We start from the raw sequence: 16,377 nt of genomic DNA, 5'->3' as shown, positions 1-16,377 counted from the left end.
CTGAAATCATTCCAATCAGGACTGCCGCAGCGCGAGACCGCCCTCGCCCAATTCTTGAAAATCCGCTTTAACCATCGATGAAACGATCTGCCCGCAAGACTACGGGTACCCCTCGTAACGCCACCTAAAAGCGACATCATGCTACCGGAAGAATGAAAGGAGCGGCGTTTTTGGCGCCGCTCCTCGCTCGATCGACGGGTTGTGCGAGGGTCTACGCGGCGCGGACGTTGGTCAGGAACTTGCTGACCTCGTTCTTGAGCCGGCCCGAGTCGTTCGACAGCATTTGCGCCGCCGACAGCACCTGCGAAGAGGCCGTGCCGGTCTCGGTCGCGCCATGCTGCACGTCGGTGATGTTGGAAGAGACCTGCTGGGTTCCTTGCGCCGCCTGCTGCACGTTGCGGGCGATCTCCTGCGTGGCCGCGCCCTGCTCTTCCACCGCGGCGGCGATCGCCGACGAGATCTCCGACAGACGCTCGATGGTCGAGGAGATCTCCTTGATCGCGCGGACCGAGTCGTTGGTCGCAAGCTGGATGCCGGAGATCTGCTGGCCGATCTCGCCGGTCGCCTTCGCGGTCTGCTCGGCGAGCGCCTTCACCTCGGAGGCCACCACCGCGAAGCCGCGGCCGGCTTCGCCGGCGCGTGCCGCCTCGATAGTGGCGTTCAGCGCCAGCAGGTTGGTCTGGCCGGCGATGGTGTTGATCAGCTCGACGACGTCGCCGATGCGGGCGGCCGCCCTGGAGAGTTCGCTGACGCGCTCGGTGGTGGCTCGGGCTTGGCCGACGGCGTCGCTCGCCATCCGCGCCGATTCCTGCACTTGACGGCTGATCTCGCCGACCGAAGAGGCCATCTCCTCCGTTGCCGAGGCCACCGACTGCACGTTGCCCGATGCCTGGTCTGACGCCGCAGCGACGACCTTGGTAAGCTGTTGCGCCCGTTCGGCGGTCGAGCTGAGCGTTCCGGCCGAGGATTCCAGCGCACCGGACGCGGCCGACACCGTCTCCACGATGCCGCCGACCGACGCTTCGAAGCTGTCGGCCAGCTCGTTCATCGCGCGCCGGCGCTCGCGGTCGGCAGCCGCCTGGTCCTGGGCACGCTGCTCGATGCTGCGCTTGATGTCGCCCTGCATCGACCTGAGCGACGTCGCCAGCCTACCGACCTCGTCGGCCTGCTCGATCCCGAGCTGCTGATTGAAATCGCCCTTGGCGATGCCATCGGCGAAATTGGCACAATCCTGGATCGGCCGCGCGATCTTGCGTGCGGCGAACGAGATCAGGAAGATCGCCGCCAGCACGATGACCAGGCCAACGCCGAGCTGCCAGAACGTGTTCGAGGTCGCACGGGCACTGAGCGAGGCGTCGAGTTGCCTTGCAGACGCAAGCACCACGTCGCGGGGGATCGAGATCACGATCGACCAGGCGTTCTCGGTGAGCCCGAAGCGGATCGGCGCATAGATGTCGATGTTGGCGAACTTCGGATCGTCCTGCACCGTGCCCTTGCCGGCCTTGACGATGGCGAGGCTTTCACTCCAGCGAGCGTCGGCCTCGGAGGCGTTCTTGCCGATCACGTCCTGATTGGCGCTGTTGGCGACGATCAGCCCGGTGTCGTTGAGGATCGCGACCTTGCCCTTGCCCTCGAACAGCGAGCCGTTGATCTTGACGGCCAGCTTCTGCACGAAGTCGAGATTGTAGTCGGCGCCGGCGACACCGCGGAATTTGCCGTCGATCATGACCGGCACCGACATGGTCGCGAGGAAGACGGCCTTGCCCTGAACGATGTAGGGCAACGGACCCAGGATGTTTTCCTTACCCGTGGTGTTCGGGTTGATGTACCAGGCGCCCTTCACGAGGCCGTTGGGATGCCGCTCGCTGCTGTCGTACTCGACGAGCGGCTGAACGGCGATGGCGCCGCTGGCGTTGCGCGTCCAATAGGGCAGAAAGCGGCCGGTATTATCCGATCCCGCCTCCTTGCGTCCCTTGAACGACGCATCGTCACCATCCAGCGCGCCGGGTTCCCAGGCCGAGTAGGTGCCGTTGAAGGCAGGGTTGAGCTCGAGCACGTGACGCAGAAGCGCGTTGAACTGGGTCCGCCGCGCCGCGATCGGAGTGCCGGTCTTCTCGTCGGCGAGGGTCGCGAAGGCATGTGCGGTGGTGCGCGCCGCATCAAACCCGACCTCCAGCTCAGCCTTGATGGCGTTGGCTTCGGTGGAGGCCCGGTTCATCAGGCTCTCCTTGGTCTGACGGTCGACCAGCTGCATGACCTCGTGGGTCACGTACTGGTTCATGCTCTGCGTGGAGAAGAGGCCGTAGCCGATCAGCACGATGCACGTCACGGCCAGGCAGAGGCCGGCGATCAGGGCGATCTTCAACTGGATGGAGCGAATGGCGGAAAATGAAAACAACTTCACGATTGAGTCTCCAAAACACTGCAACGAGTTAAGGTTCGCAGGGTTGGGGACCCGTAAAGAATTGGAACCGTATGACCCACGTGAAAAATAAGTCAGCAGGCGCCAAGCCATGCGCCAAAATCAAAGAGCGGCGCCGACGGCGCCGCTCTTGCGTAGTCCGATACCTGCTCTGACGGCCTTACGCAGCGCGAACGCTGGTCAGGAACTTGCTGACCTCGGTCTTGAGCCGGCTCGAGTCGTTCGACAGCATCTGCGCCGCCGACAGCACCTGCGAGGAGGCGGTGCCGGTCTCGGTCGCACCGCGCTGCACGTCGGCGATGTTGGAGGAGACCTGCTGGGTGCCCTGGGCCGCCTGCTGCACATTGCGGGCGATCTCCTGGGTCGCTGCGCCCTGCTCTTCCACGGCCGCAGCGATCGCCGACGAGATCTCCGAGAGACGCTCGATCGTCGAGGAGATCTCCTTGATCGCTCCGACCGAATCGTTGGTCGCCGCCTGGATGCCGGAAATCTGCTGGCCGATTTCGCCGGTCGCCTTCGCGGTCTGCTCGGCGAGCGCCTTCACCTCGGAGGCGACCACCGCGAAGCCGCGGCCGGCTTCGCCCGCGCGCGCCGCCTCGATGGTGGCGTTCAGCGCCAGGAGGTTGGTCTGGCCGGCGATGGTGTTGATCAGCTCGACGACGTCGCCGATGCGGGACGCCGCCTTGGAGAGCTCGCTGACGCGCTCGGTAGTGGCTCGGGCCTGGCCGACGGCGTCGCCCGCCATCCGCGCCGATTCCTGAACCTGACGGCTGATCTCGCCGACCGAGGAGGCCATCTCCTCCGTCGCCGAAGCCACCGACTGCACGTTGGTCGAGGCTTCTTCAGAGGCTCCGGCAACGGTGGTCGCGAGTCGCTGGGAGCGGTCGGCGGTCGAGGTCAGCGTCGAGGCGGAAGCTTCGAGCTGGGTCGAGGCCGATGACACGGTCTGGACGATCTCGCCGATCATCGTCTCGAATTCGCGGGTGATGTTGTCGACGCGGCGGCCGCGCTCGATCTTGGCTTCGGCGTCGGCCGCGGCGGCTTCGTCGGCGGCCTTCTTGGCGATCAACGCCTCCTTGAAGACCTGAAGCACGTCGGCCATGGCGCCGATCTCGGTCTTCTCGCCGCGATGCGGGACTTCGGCGGAGAGGTCGCCCTTGCCCAGCGCCTGCATCGGCTCGACGATCGAGTTGATGCCGCTGGAGACGTCGTGGACGAGATAGACGCTGACGCCGATGCCTGTCAGGACGGCCGCGCCCAGGATGATCGCGACCAGCAGGAAGGCGAAGGAATAGCTGTCGGCGGCATCCCGCGCGGCCTGGTCGCCACCCCGGGTGTTGAGGTCGATATCCTTGCGCAGGACCTCGTCGGACTGGATGCCGATCTTGTTGGCGGTCTTGACGTTCAGCTCATGCGCCTCGTGCGGGACCTTGCCGACCTCCTTGCGCGACACTGCAAAGACCTCGTCGGCGCTCTTCTTGTAGTCGTCCCACAGCTTGGACCATTCGGTGTAGAGCGCCCGCTCCTCCGGCGAGGTGATCATGGGCTCGTAGCTCTGGCGGGCCTTGGCCAGTGTCTCGCTGGTGGTGACCGCGATCTTTTCCATCGCGAGCTTTTCTTCCAGGGTCTCGGCCAGCATGTGCTCGCGGACCACACTGCGATAGGTGATGACGCTGGCCCGGAGCTCGCCCAGCACCCTCACGCTGGGCATCCAGCTCGTGGTGATGTCGGTGGTGTTCGCGTTCATCGCGCGCATCTTCACGACGGCGAGCAGGCCCATGCCGGTCATCGCGACCAGCAGGAACGCCACGACACTGATGATCTTGGCGCGGATGGAGATCTTGGCGAACATAGTCAGGTCTCTTTATGCTGGCGCGGGCGCGCGTCCGGGAGGTCTAAAGAATCAACCAAAGGGAGCGACGCCGACATCAGACAACAGAGCGACTGAGCAGATGTTAACTACGACTCCGTGCGAGTACGGAGCCTGAAAGAAATGAACAGGCAGCTAAGAACGCTCTGCGCTCAGCGCATGAGCCTAAGCGCATCGGAGAAGAACTCCGGGCCACCGAAATTTCCGGACTTCAGAGCGAGCAGCATGTCGCCCCCGGCGCCGACCGCGCGCAGCACCGGAACACCCGCAGCGATCTCCACCCCCACGAGAAATCCGGGAATCCTCAACCGGTCGACCACGGCGCCGGACGTCTCGCCGCCGGCAACGACCAATCGCCGCACGCCTGATTTCACAAGGTTTTCGGCGATGTCGGCCATGGCCTGCTCGATCGCATGTCCGGCTGCGTCACGGCCGTGACGTGCCTGAAGCGCGGCGACCTGATCCGGTGTCGAGCTCGATGCGATCAGCACCGGCCCCTCCGCCAGCCGCGGCCTTGCCCAGTCCAGCGCACGCTGCGCTTCGTCCGCCCCCGTAAGAATACGGTCCGGATCGAGATGAAACACCGGCATGACCTGTTCGGCGCTGGCGATCTGCTTGAGCGTGGCCTGCGAGCAGCTGCCGGCAAGACACGCCGCCGGCCCGCCAACGGCAGCTCCGGATTCGCCGCCTGCCGCATTCGACTTGACCTTGCCGGTCGACACCAGCGCGCGCGCCAGTCCAAGGCCGATGCCGGAGGCGCCGACCGACAGCCGATATTCGGCTGCGACGAGGCCGATGGTTTCGAGATCGCGATCGAAGACGGCGTCGATGATCGCAGCGCCAATGCCCTTGCCCGCGAGTTCGGCCAGCCGTGCCCGGACGGCATCTGCGCCGCGCGTGACGGCGGCGAGATCGACGAGGCCGATTTGTGTCCGGCTCTGGCGCGCCAGCACCCGCACCAGGCTGGAATCGTGCATCGGGTTGAGCGGATGGTCCTTCAGCGGGCTCTCGTTCAGCGGCACGGCGCCGACAAACAGGTTGCCCTGGTAGACGGTGCGGCCGGTCTCGGGGAAGGCCGGCGTCACCAGAACGATGCCCTCGCCGCAATCGTCGCGCAACGCGTCCATGACAGGGCCGATATTGCCGGCGTCGGTGGAATCGAAGGTCGAGCAGATCTTGAACAGCACATGGCTCGCGCCGCGGCCCCGCAGCCATGTCTCCGCCGCGCGCGAGCGCGATACAGCAAGACCTGCTTCGATCGAGCGGCTCTTCAAGGACACCACGACAGCGTCGACCTCGGGCAGCGCCAGATCGTCGGCAGGAATGCCGATGGTCTGCACGGTGCGCAGGCCTGCACGGGTCAGCGTGTTGGCAAGATCGGAGGCGCCGGTGTAGTCGTCGGCGATGCAACCCAGTGCAAGAGTCACGGCTTCACTCCCGCATAGGGCTTGAACCAGGCGAGCCCGTCGGTGGTCTTGCCGCGCGGATTGTATTCGCAGCCGACGAAGCCGGCATAGCCGAGCCGGTCGAGCTCTTCGAACAGGAAGGGATAGTTCAGCTCCTCGCCGTCGGGCTCGTTGCGCGATGGAATGCTGGCGATCTGGATGTGGCCGATGATCGGCATCATCTCGCGCAAGCGCATGGTGACGTCGCCATGGATGATCTGGCAGTGATAGATGTCGAACTGGAGCTTGAGGTTCGGGAGCCGCAACTCCTGGATCAGGTCGCGCGCGAAGCCGAAATCGTTGAGGAAGTAGCCGGGCACGTTGCGGGCATTGATCGGCTCGAGCACGATGTCGATGCCATGCGGCGCGAAGAACTCCGCCGCCCACGCCACCGACTTGTAGAACGCCTCGATCGCGACGCGCTCGCCGCGGTTGGCAAGGCCGGCCATCAGGTGCAGGCGCTTGACGCCGGTGGCCTTGGCGTAAGGCAGCGCGGTCTCGAGGCTCGCCTTGAGATCGGCGAAGCGCGCCGGGAGCGCAGCAAAACCCTTCTCGCCCGCATTCCAGTCGCCGGGCGGCAGGTTGAACAGCGCCTGGGTCAGACCGTTGCGCTTGAGCCGCTCGCCGACCGCCTCGGCCGGATGCTCATAAGGAAAGAGAAACTCGACGGCCGTGAAGCCGACCTGGGCGGCGGCCTCGAAGCGATCGAGGAACGGCACGTCGGTGAACATCATCGAGAGATTGGCGGCGAAACGGGGCATTGGAATCCTCTTATCCTTACTTGTCGCCGGGCAGCTTCACGCCGGTGACCTGCGCATACATGCGCGCAACCGAGGCGTCGTCATCGCGGCCCATGCCGGCGGCAGCCGTCATCAGGAACATCTGGAGGGCGGCGGCGGAGACCGGCACCGGGAATCTGGCGCTGCGCGCCATGTCCTGGATGATGCCGAGGTCCTTGACGAAGATCTCGACCGCGCTGCGCGGCGTATAGTCGCCGTCGAGCACATGCGGCATGCGGTTCTCGAACATCCAGGAATTGCCGGCGGAGGCCGTGATCACCTCATAGACCTTGCGGATGTCGAGGCCCTGCTTGGCTGCGAACGCCATCGCTTCGCTGGCGGCGGCGATGTGCACGCCGGCCAGCAACTGGTTGATCATCTTGAAGGCGGCGCCTTGCCCTGCGGCATCACCAAGCTCGTAGAGCTTTGCGGCCATGGCGTCGAGCGCCGGCCGCGCCTTTGCAAAGGCGGCGGGGCTGCCCGAGGCGAGGATCGTCAGTTCGCCTTGCGCGGCGCGCTGCGCCCCACCGGAGATCGGCGCATCCAGATAATGCCGACCGGTCGCCTCGAGCTGTTTGGCCAGGCGCCGCGCCACGTCGGGATCCATGGTGGCCGATGACAGGAAGACGCTGTCCTTGGGCATGGTTTCGGCGACGCCATCCTTGCCGAACAGGATCGTCTCGGTCTGCGCGGCGTTGACGACGACGCTGACGACGACGTCGGCGCCCCTGGCGGCTTCGGCCGGCGTCTTGGCGCCCGCGCCGCCGTCCTTCACGAAGCGCGCCACCGCATCAGCCGAGACGTCGCAGCCGGTGACGGCGTGACCGGCGCGCTTCAGCGAGGTCGCCATGCCAAACCCCATCGAGCCAAGCCCGACGACGGCGATACGCTGATTCTGTGACGTGGAGGCGGACATGCAACTGACCCTTGCGAACGTTTCCCGAATAGCCGCCCTTTGCGGCAGCTTGGCAACCGAATAACACGGCTTGGCCGCGCTGCCAAAGCGTGAGACAAGCAGGCATGACGGCCATGAGCAACGAGACAAGGCTGCGTGAGGATATCTGCCGCTTCGGACGGTCCCTGTTCGAGCGCGGGCTGACGCCGGGCTCCTCTGGCAATATCAGCGTCAAGCTTGACGATGGCGGCTGGCTGGTGACGCCGACCAACGCCTCGCTCGGCTTCCTCGACCCGGCGCGGCTGTCGCGGCTGGATAGTCAAGGCCGGCCGATCTCGGGCGATGCACCGACCAAGGAAGTTCCACTGCACACCGCGCTCTACGACACCCGCGGTAGCGCACGCGCGATCGTACACCTGCATTCGACGCATTCTGTCGCACTGTCGATGCTGCCCGAGATCGACCCGCGCGCCGCGCTGCCGCCGATGACGGCCTATTATCTGATGAAATGCGGCGCGACCGCGCTCGTGCCCTATTACCGCCCCGGCGATCCCGCAGTGGCGGATGCGATCAAGGGGCTGGCGGGGAAATATTCGTCCGTCCTGCTCGCCAATCACGGCCCGGTGGTCGCCGGCGACACGCTGGAGGCCGCGGTGTTCGCGACGGAGGAGCTGGAGGAGACGGCGAAGCTCTATCTGCTGCTGCGCGGGATGAACCCGAAATATCTGTCGCCGGAGCAGGTGACGGATCTGGTGAAGGTGTTCGGGGTGACGTTGCCGGAGCATGGGCACGGGCACGGACATTAACCGCATACTCTGCCATCATCCTGAGGTGCGAGCCTTGCGATGCAATGCATCGCAAGGTGAAGCCTCGAAGGATGGGCTACAGGTGCTTGCGGCCCATCCTTCGAGGCGCGCAAAGAGCGCGCCCCCCCAGGATGACGGCTGCGATTGCGGCGGCAGTCTAGCTAAAGCCCCAGATACGCCTTCCTCACATCGGGATTGCCCTTGATCTCGCTCGCCGCGCCCTGCATCAGCACGCGGCCGGTTTGCAGGATGTAGGCGCGGTCGGCGATCTCCAGGCACTCGGCCATGCGTTGCTCGACGATCAGGACGGTCATGCCGGCGTCGCGGATGCGCAATACTGCCTGGAAAATCTCGTCCACCAGCTTCGGCATGATGCCTTGCGAGGGCTCATCCAGCATCAGCAGCCGCGGGCGCGTCATCAGCGCGCGGCCGATGGCGAGCATCTGCTGTTCGCCGCCGGAGAGCGTTTCGGCGCGCTGCTCCAAACGTTCCTGAAGACGCGGAAACAGGTTGAAGACGAGGTCGAGCGGTCCCTCGCGGTTCGCCTCGCCGCGGTAGAGATAGCTGCCGAGGCGAAGGTTGTCGCGCACCGACAGGCGCGGGAACAGGCGGCGGTTCTCCGGCACATAGGCGATGCCGGTGGCCGTGATGTGGTGCTGCGCCATGCCGTCGAGGCGCTTGCCGTCGAACGTCACGGTGCCCGAACGCGGGCGTTCGGCGCCGGCGATGGACTTCAGCAGCGTCGACTTGCCCGCGCCGTTGGCGCCGGCGACGCAGACGATCTCGCCCTTCTCGACCTCGATCGAGACTGCGGAGATCGCGACCAGACCCTGATAGGCGGTCGTGACTTCATGCACTGACAGCATGACGATCTCCCAGATATGCGCTGATCACCTTGGGATCGCGAACGACGTCGGCAGGCTTGCCCTCGACCAGCACCTTGCCGAGGTCGAGCACGATGGCGCGGTCGACCAGCGGCATCACGATCTCCATGACGTGCTCGACCATCAGCACGGTGATGCCGGCATCGCGCACCTTGCGCACCAGCGCGACACCGGTCTGCGCCTCGGTCGGCGTGAGGCCGGTGAGGACTTCGTCGAGCAGCAGCAGCTTTGGTTCGGTCGCAAGCGCACGGGCGACTTCGAGGCGGCGCTTCTCGGCCGGCACGAGATCGCTCGCAAGCACGTCGGCGCGCGCGGCGAGGCCGGTGAATTCGAGCACCTCATGCGCCTTGCGCCGCGCCTCGCGCATGACCGTGTTGCGCACGAGCGCACCGACGATGACGTTGTCGATGACGGTCATGGTCTCGAAGCTCTTGACCACCTGAAAGGTGCGCCCGACGCCGCGCTGGCAGCGTTCGGCCGCCGGCATGTGGGTGACGTCCTCGCCGTCGAACCAGATCGAGCCCTGGGTCGGCGGCAGGACGCCGGCGATGAGATTGAACAATGTCGACTTGCCGGCACCGTTCGGGCCGATCAGGCCGACGATCTCGCCGCGGCCGACCGAGATCGACACGTCGCTGTTGGCGACGAGGCCGCCGAACCGCTGCCAGACGCCGCGGGTTTCAAGGAGCGCGGTCATCGCGTGGCTCCCTTTGCTTTTGAACGGGAGAACAGGCTCACCAGACCGCGCGGCAGGGCCAGCGAGATCGCAACGATCAGTGCGCCATAGACGATAAGGTCAACACCACGGCCGGAGCCGCCGATATAGGAGCGTGTCAGCTCCGTCATCGGGATCAGGATGGCAGCGCCGAGCACCGGCCCCCACAGGGTGCCGATGCCGCCGAGCACGGCCGGCAGCGCCATCAGCAGCGAGAACTGGAAGCCCATCACGCTCTCGGGATCGATATAGGCGAGGAACTGCGCATAGAAGGCACCGCCGATGGCGACGAGGAAGGCGGAGACGGCCGCCGCGCCCATCTTGGAATTGAACACGACGACGCCGAGGCTCTCGGCCGCTTCCGGATTGTCCTTCACGGCGCGCCACCAGAAGCCCCATTTGGAATCTTCGAGCCACCAGGTGACGAACCAGGCGAGGCTGCACAGCACCAGCGCGAAATAGAAGTAAGGCAGCTTGCTGCGCATGAACTGGAATTTCAGCCAGCTGTCGCCGCGCACCGGAATGGTGATGCCCATCGCAGCACCCGCCCATTCCCAGTTCTGGAACAGGAGCAGCCCGATCTCGGCGATGACGATGGTCGCGATCACGAAGTAATGGCCGCGCAGACGGAAGAAGGGATAGCCAAGCCCCATTGCGATGACGGCCGCAATCACGCCGCCGGCGAGCATGCCGAACCAGGGCAATACGCCGAACTTGGTGAACAGCAGCTCGGTGGTATAGGCGCCGATGCCGAAATAGAGCGCGTGCCCCAGCGAGATCTGTCCGCAATAGCCGGACAGGATGTTCCAGCTCTGCGACAGCGCCGCGTACATCAGGGTCAGGATCAGGATGTTCTGGACGTAGACATCCTTGATGAACAGCGGTGCAAGGGCCGCGAGCGCGGCCAGCACCGCGGCGATGATCAGGTCGCGGCGGCGCCGCGTAGCAAAATTCTGGTCCATCACATCGATCCGAACAGGCCGCGCGGCCGGATGAAGACGACGAGCAGATAGACCGCGTAGATGCCGACCGATTTCAGCGAAGGCGGCAGCACCAGGGCGGTGGTCGCCTCGACGAGGCCGACGATGATGCCGCCGGCGAACGCGCCGAACACACTGCCGAAACCACCGAGCGCAACCGTGACATAGGCGATCAGCGCGAAGGAGGCGCCGACGTCCGGATAGATGTAGAAGAACACCGCCATGATCGCGCCGGCGAGACCGACCAGTGCGGCGCCCAGGCCCCAGCCCAGCGCGAACACGCGGTTCTTGTCGATGCCGACGAGTGCGACTGCACCGGGATCTTCGCGGGTGGCTTCGAGCGCGCGGCCGAAGTCAGTGCGGTTGATGAAGAAATAGAGGCCGGCGAAAGCCGCGATCGAGACCAGCGCGCCGATCAACTGCGGCTCCGGCAGGAAGATGCCGCCGATCGAGATCGTCTTGCCGCCGAGCCAGGACTGCGGAATGCTGCGATAGTCCGGCGTGAAGAAGAACTGCGCGAGCCCGCGCATCACGATGGCAAGGCCGAAGGTCGAGAAGATCTGCACCATGCCGGCGTTTGCCTTGGCGCGCATCGCGAAGCGTACAATCAAGAGGTAGACGACCGCCCCGAACACGAACAGGGCCGCGGCGACCAGCGGCGCCGACAGCAGGGGGTCGATGGCGAAGAACGCGAACAGGAAGAAGCTCACATACATCGCGATCATCAGGAACTCGCCATGGGCGAAGTTCACGACGTCCATCAGGCCGAAGATCAGCGCGAGGCCGACGGCGATCAGTCCGTAGAGCAGGCCCATGAGCAGGCCGCTCGCGAGACTCTGGATAATGGCTTGAGCTGTCAAAAGTCGTCCCCCACAATACGCCCTCATCCTGAAGAACGCGCCGCGGCGCGCGTCTCGAAGGATGGGCCCACCCTCGTCCTTCGAGACGCGAGCTACGCCCGCTCCTCAGGATGAGGGCGGGAGCCAAGTCTGAGCTCCCGCTCTCCGAAACGCTTACTTCATCGGCCAGATCGCTTCGGCGATCGCGGCCTGCGGCGGGAAGATGGTGACGAACTTGCCGCCGACATATTGCAGCAGCACCGGGTCGGCGTCGTTGTTCTGGCCCATCTCGTCGAACTTGACGCGCTTCCAGGGCATGATGGTCTGCTCGCCCGGGATGTCGGTGGCGGCCAGCGCATCGCGGACTTTCTCGCCGTCGGTCGACTTGGCGCGGCTGATGGCGTCAGCAAGGATGATCAGGCCCATGAACTGGCGCGAAGTGAGGTCGTTGAAATCCTTGCCCGACCGCGCCTTGAACATCTCGTTGATCTTGCCGACCATCGGGCGCTTCTGCGCGAGGTCGAGCGAGAAGGTGCCGCGCGAGATCACGCCTTCGAGCTTGTCGCCGACGGCGTCGTAGAGCGCCTTCTCGGAAAAGCCTGCGTCCTGCGCCACGATCGCGTTGGGCTTGTAGCCGAGCTCGGCCATGGTCTTGACCAGCAGGATGCCGTCGGTGGTGTAGCTCGAGGGCATCAGCACGTCGGCATTGGCGGTCTTGAGCTGCTGCACCTCGGCGGAGAGCGACGGCGAGTTGGCGCGGTACTTGATGTCGGTGACGATCTTGTAGGCGCGCTCGCCGGCGATCTTGGCCTGGGCGTTGCCGGAGTCGGTGCCGAAGATGGTGTCCTCGTGGAACAGCGACAGCGTCTCGATCTTGGTGCCCTTCTTCTTCATGGCGTCGAAGAAGTCGAACATCGCGGCCGAGTACATCTCGTCATGCGGCGCGGCACGGAAGTAATATTTGAGGCCGCGGCGATGCAGGCTCGGCGAGGAGTTGTCGGCGGAGACGAACGGGATCTGGTAACGCTCGCAGATCTGGCTGACGGTGACGGCGACCGCGCTCTGGTAGGTGCCGATGATGGCGGAGACCTTCTCCTGCGTAATCAGGCGCTCGGCCTCGGCGCGGCCCTTCTGCGGATCGGCCTGGTGGTCGGCGAACACGAGACGGACTTTTGCGCCGCCGAGGCCCGGCAGGCCTTCGCCCTTCGCCAGCGGCAGGTCGAAATCGGTGTCCTTGTTGATGACCTCGAGCGCGGTCTCATAGGCCTTCTGCGCATCGACGCCCTGCTGCGCGCTGCCGCCGGAGAACGGATAGATGACGCCGATCACGACTTCCGAGGTCTGGGCGCGTGCAGCGAGCGGCACCAGCGCTGCAGTGGCGGTGGCACCCAGCAACACGTCGCGGCGAGAGATCGTCATGGCAAAGTCCTCTGTTACGGAATTTCGGCTGATCGAATGAAGCGATTGATGGATGCGGTAAAGCCCGAAGAAGCAGCAAACGCTGCCCACTATATCACGGCCATGGTCCTGTTCTTGAGATCCGTCACCAGCATCAGGCCGGGAGAATGCGTGATCGCGAACGGCAGCCTGGCGGCGTTGATCACCGATTGCGGCGTCACGCCGCAGGCCCAGAACACCGGAATCTCGTCGTCGGCAACCGGCACGGGATCGCCATAGTCGGGCTTGGCGATGTCCTTGATGCCGATCAGATGCGGATGGCCGAGATGCACGGGCGCGCCGTGCACGGCTGGATAGCGCGAGGTGATCTGCACGGCGCGGATCGCATCGGCCGGCTTGAACGGACGCATCGACACCACCATGGGGCCGGCGAACGGACCGGCCTCGCCGCAGGCGATGTTGGTGCGGTACATCGGCACGCGCACGTTCTGCTCGATGTGGCGGATCGGCATGCCCTCGTCGAGCAGCGCCTCCTCGAACGAGAACGAGCAGCCGAGCACGAAGGTCACCAGATCGTCGCGCCAGTAGCCCGTCACGTCGGTCGGCTCGTCGACGACTTCGCCATCGCGCCAGACACGGTAGCGGGGAACGTCGGTGCGGATGTCGAGATCGGCGCCGAGTGCGGGGATATGCGGACTGCCGACGTCGGACATGCCGATGATCGGGCAGGGTTTCGGGTTGAGCTGGCAGAAGCGGTGAAAGGCGCTGGCGTATTCCGCCGGCAGAATCGCCAGATTGCCCTGGACGAAGCCGGGGGCGACCCCGGCGGTGGATCCCACCTCGCCGCCGCGATAGGCGAGCCGCGCCTGGCGGCTCGGGAGTGGGTCGGGCGTTTCAGTTTGCTGCGCTGCCACCAAAACAGTCATCTGATCGACCTGCCTATAAACTCGACAAGGACAGCCAACACCAAGCGTGCTATAAAGTCTAATCGTCCTTTCTAATCAATATCGATAAATCCAATTTATCGATCGGGGAAATCCTTCCAATGCTGGACTTCAGATCGATCGAGACGTTCCTCTGGGTTGTGAAGCTCGGCAGCTTCCGCGGCGCTGCGGCCCGCCTCAACACGACCCAGCCGGCGATCTCCCAGCGCATCGCCCAGCTCGAGCGCGAGATGGGCGTGAAGCTGCTCAACCGCGACCATCGCGTGGCCTCGCCGACGCCGAGCGGCCGGCAGATGATGGTCTATGCGGAGAAGCTGATCGGTCTCCGCGCTCAGATGATGGCGGAGATCGGCGACCGCTCAGCGATGCGCGGCGTGATGCGGCTCGGCGTCGCCGAGACCATCGTGCACACCTGGCTGCCGCGCCTCGTGAAAAGCGTGAACCAGATCTATCCGAACCTGTCGCTCGAGATCGAGGTCGACATCACCCCGAACCTCACGGCACGCCTCCTCGCGCAGGAGATCGAGCTTGCTTTCGTGGTTGGGCCGCTGTCCGCCTCCGGCGTGCACAATCGCGTGCTCGCCGACTACCCGATCGGCTTTCTCGCAAGCCCCTCGCTCGGGCTCGGCAAGGGTCCGGTGACGCCGGCGGAGCTCGCACGGTTTCCGATCATCACCTTCCCACGCAAGACCAAGCCTTACGAGGTCGTGCGCGAGGTGTTCGACCGGCCGGAATTGCCGCCGATACGGCTGCATGCCTCTGCGTCGCTCGCGACCGTTATCCACATGGCGGTCGAGGGCCTCGGGATCGCCGTGATCCCCGACGCCATCGTCGAGAACGAGCTCGCCGACGGGCGGCTGCAACTGCTCGACACCGATCTCGAAATCACACCGCTGACGTTCACGGCGAGCTGGCTCGCCTCGCCCGACGTCGTGGCGGTGGAGCGTGTCGCCGAGCTTGCATGTCAGATTGCGCAGAGCAGCCTCGCGGTTGACGCGCCCGCGCTGGCGCGTCATTGAAACGGATGCCGGACAACCTTCAACGTCATTCCGGGATGGTGCGCAAGCACCAGACCCGGAATCTCGAGATTCCGGGTTCGCTCGTCGGGCCCCGGAATGACAACTGAGAGACTGACCGCATGAGCCGAGCCGCCACCAATCTGCAAATCGATTCCGCCCGCCTCTGGGGCTCCATCCACGAGACCGCGCAATTCGGCGGGACGGCCAAGGGCGGCGTGCGGCGGCTGACGCTGAGCGCCGAGGACAAGCAGGTGCGCGACTGGTTCCGCAAGGCCTGCGAGGATGCCGGTCTCGAGGTTCATGTCGATGCGCTCGGCTCACAGTTCGGCCTGCGCAAGGGACGTGACATGTCGAAGCCGCCCGTCGGCATCGGCTCGCATCTCGACACCCAGCCGACCGGCGGCAAATATGACGGCATCCTGGGAACGCTCGGCGCGCTGGAAGTGATCCGCACCCTGAACGACGCCGGCATCGAGACCGAGGCGCCCATCTGTGTGGTCAACTGGACCAACGAGGAAGGCTCGCGCTTCGCGCCCGCGATGATGGCGTCCGCGGCTTACGTCGGCGATTTCACCACCGACGACATCCTGTCACGCAAGGACGCCGAGGGCATCACCGTCGGCCAGGCGCTCGACGGCATCGGCTATCGCGGCGACAAGCCGGTCGGCTTCCAGAAGCTCGGCTGCTTCGTCGAGCTGCACATCGAGCAGGGCCCGATTTTGGAGGCCGAGGGCAAGACCATCGGCGTCGTCGATTCCGGCCAGGGCGTGCTCTGGTATGACGGCAAGATTTCCGGCTTCGAGAGCCATGCGGGATCGACCCCGATGCCGCTGCGGCGCGATGCGCTGGCCACGCTCTCCGAAATCGTGCTGGCGATGGAGGCGATTGCAAAGAAGCATGGGCCGAACGCGGTCGGCACCATCGGCGAGGCCGTGATCGCAAACCCCTCGCGCAACGTCATTCCCGGCGAGATCGCCTTCACCATGGATTGCCGCAGTGCCGATGGCGCGATCATGGACGCGCTCGATCGCGATCTACGCGCCGCGATTGCCGAGATCGCTGCGCGCCGCAAGGTCGAGGTCAAGATCGACCTGGTCTGGCGCAAGCCGCCGACGCATTTCGATCCCAAGCTGATCGCGGCGGTCGAGAACGCGGCGAAGACGCTCGGCTATTCCTCTCGGCGCATCACCTCCGGCGCCGGCCACGATGCCTGCAACCTCAACACCGTCATGCCGGCGGCGATGGTGTTCGTGCCCTGCAAGGACGGCATCAGCCACAACGAGCTTGAGGATGCCACGCAGCCCGACTGCGCCGCAGGCACCAACGTGCTGATGCACACCGTGCTGGCGATCGCCGGCGTCGCGGCCTGACCGGAGAGAGC

General features: G+C 65.2%; 14 protein-coding genes. 3 read left to right on the top strand and 11 right to left on the bottom strand.

Annotated features, from left to right (window positions below):
- Positions 1-211 precede the first annotated feature (211 nt).
- The 5 genes from BJA_RS14540 to ltnD form a co-directional block, all read right to left on the bottom strand.
- Positions 212-2,404: a methyl-accepting chemotaxis protein gene (locus BJA_RS14540; RefSeq protein ID WP_236842205.1), complete on the bottom strand. Its 2,193-nt coding sequence runs from the start codon at positions 2,402-2,404 to the stop codon at positions 212-214.
- Positions 2,405-2,582: 178 nt separating this feature from the next.
- Positions 2,583-4,274 carry a methyl-accepting chemotaxis protein gene (locus BJA_RS14535; RefSeq protein ID WP_011085715.1) on the bottom strand — a complete coding sequence of 564 codons (1,692 nt, stop codon included), beginning with the start codon at positions 4,272-4,274 and terminating at the stop codon, positions 2,583-2,585.
- A gap of 170 nt (positions 4,275-4,444) precedes the next feature.
- Positions 4,445-5,719, bottom strand: a complete 1,275-nt coding sequence (gene otnK, locus BJA_RS14530; protein WP_011085714.1) for a 3-oxo-tetronate kinase — start codon at positions 5,717-5,719, stop codon at positions 4,445-4,447.
- Complete coding sequence (otnI, locus tag BJA_RS14525) at positions 5,716-6,498, bottom strand: 2-oxo-tetronate isomerase (RefSeq protein ID WP_011085713.1); 783 nt, start codon at positions 6,496-6,498, stop codon at positions 5,716-5,718. The genes otnK and otnI overlap by 4 nt, the downstream gene beginning before the upstream one ends.
- Positions 6,499-6,514: 16 nt before the next feature.
- Positions 6,515-7,432: an L-threonate dehydrogenase gene (gene ltnD, locus BJA_RS14520; RefSeq protein ID WP_011085712.1), complete on the bottom strand. Its 918-nt coding sequence runs from the start codon at positions 7,430-7,432 to the stop codon at positions 6,515-6,517.
- 104 nt (positions 7,433-7,536) lie between these two features.
- Here ltnD and BJA_RS14515 point away from each other — a divergent pair, with 104 nt between their 5' ends.
- Positions 7,537-8,217 (top strand): aldolase, encoded by a 681-nt coding sequence (locus BJA_RS14515; RefSeq protein ID WP_038965772.1) that lies wholly within the window; start codon positions 7,537-7,539, stop codon positions 8,215-8,217.
- Positions 8,218-8,378: 161 nt separating this feature from the next.
- Here the strand turns inward: BJA_RS14515 and BJA_RS14510 are convergent, their stop codons facing one another.
- From BJA_RS14510 to BJA_RS14485, 6 genes are all read right to left on the bottom strand, one after another.
- Positions 8,379-9,083, bottom strand: a complete 705-nt coding sequence (locus BJA_RS14510) for an ABC transporter ATP-binding protein (protein WP_011085710.1) — start codon at positions 9,081-9,083, stop codon at positions 8,379-8,381.
- Positions 9,067-9,798 (bottom strand): ABC transporter ATP-binding protein, encoded by a 732-nt coding sequence (locus tag BJA_RS14505; RefSeq protein ID WP_011085709.1) that lies wholly within the window; start codon positions 9,796-9,798, stop codon positions 9,067-9,069. Before BJA_RS14505 ends, BJA_RS14510 begins: the two co-directional genes overlap by 17 nt.
- Positions 9,795-10,778, bottom strand: coding sequence for a branched-chain amino acid ABC transporter permease (locus tag BJA_RS14500; protein ID WP_038965773.1), 984 nt, complete (start codon positions 10,776-10,778; stop codon positions 9,795-9,797). The genes BJA_RS14505 and BJA_RS14500 overlap by 4 nt, the downstream gene beginning before the upstream one ends.
- On the bottom strand, positions 10,778-11,656 hold the full coding sequence (locus tag BJA_RS14495) for a branched-chain amino acid ABC transporter permease (RefSeq protein ID WP_028172393.1): 879 nt from the start codon (positions 11,654-11,656) through the stop codon (positions 10,778-10,780). The genes BJA_RS14500 and BJA_RS14495 overlap by 1 nt, the downstream gene beginning before the upstream one ends.
- A 153-nt stretch (positions 11,657-11,809) precedes the next feature.
- Complete coding sequence (locus BJA_RS14490) at positions 11,810-13,054, bottom strand: ABC transporter substrate-binding protein (protein ID WP_038965775.1); 1,245 nt, start codon at positions 13,052-13,054, stop codon at positions 11,810-11,812.
- An 89-nt stretch (positions 13,055-13,143) separates the two neighbouring features.
- Positions 13,144-13,959 carry a putative hydro-lyase gene (locus BJA_RS14485; protein ID WP_011085705.1) on the bottom strand — a complete coding sequence of 272 codons (816 nt, stop codon included), beginning with the start codon at positions 13,957-13,959 and terminating at the stop codon, positions 13,144-13,146.
- Positions 13,960-14,078: 119 nt separating this feature from the next.
- Between BJA_RS14485 and BJA_RS14480 the strand changes: the two genes are divergently transcribed.
- Both BJA_RS14480 and BJA_RS14475 read left to right on the top strand, forming a co-directional pair.
- On the top strand, positions 14,079-14,996 hold the full coding sequence (locus tag BJA_RS14480; RefSeq protein ID WP_011085704.1) for a LysR family transcriptional regulator: 918 nt from the start codon (positions 14,079-14,081) through the stop codon (positions 14,994-14,996).
- 119 nt (positions 14,997-15,115) lie between these two features.
- Positions 15,116-16,366, top strand: a complete 1,251-nt coding sequence (locus BJA_RS14475; RefSeq protein ID WP_011085703.1) for a Zn-dependent hydrolase — start codon at positions 15,116-15,118, stop codon at positions 16,364-16,366.
- Positions 16,367-16,377 lie beyond the last annotated feature (11 nt).

The organism is Bradyrhizobium diazoefficiens USDA 110, from assembly GCF_000011365.1.
Classification (GTDB): Bacteria; Pseudomonadota; Alphaproteobacteria; order Rhizobiales; family Xanthobacteraceae; genus Bradyrhizobium; species Bradyrhizobium diazoefficiens.
This window is presented reverse-complemented; position numbering and strand designations above follow the sequence as displayed.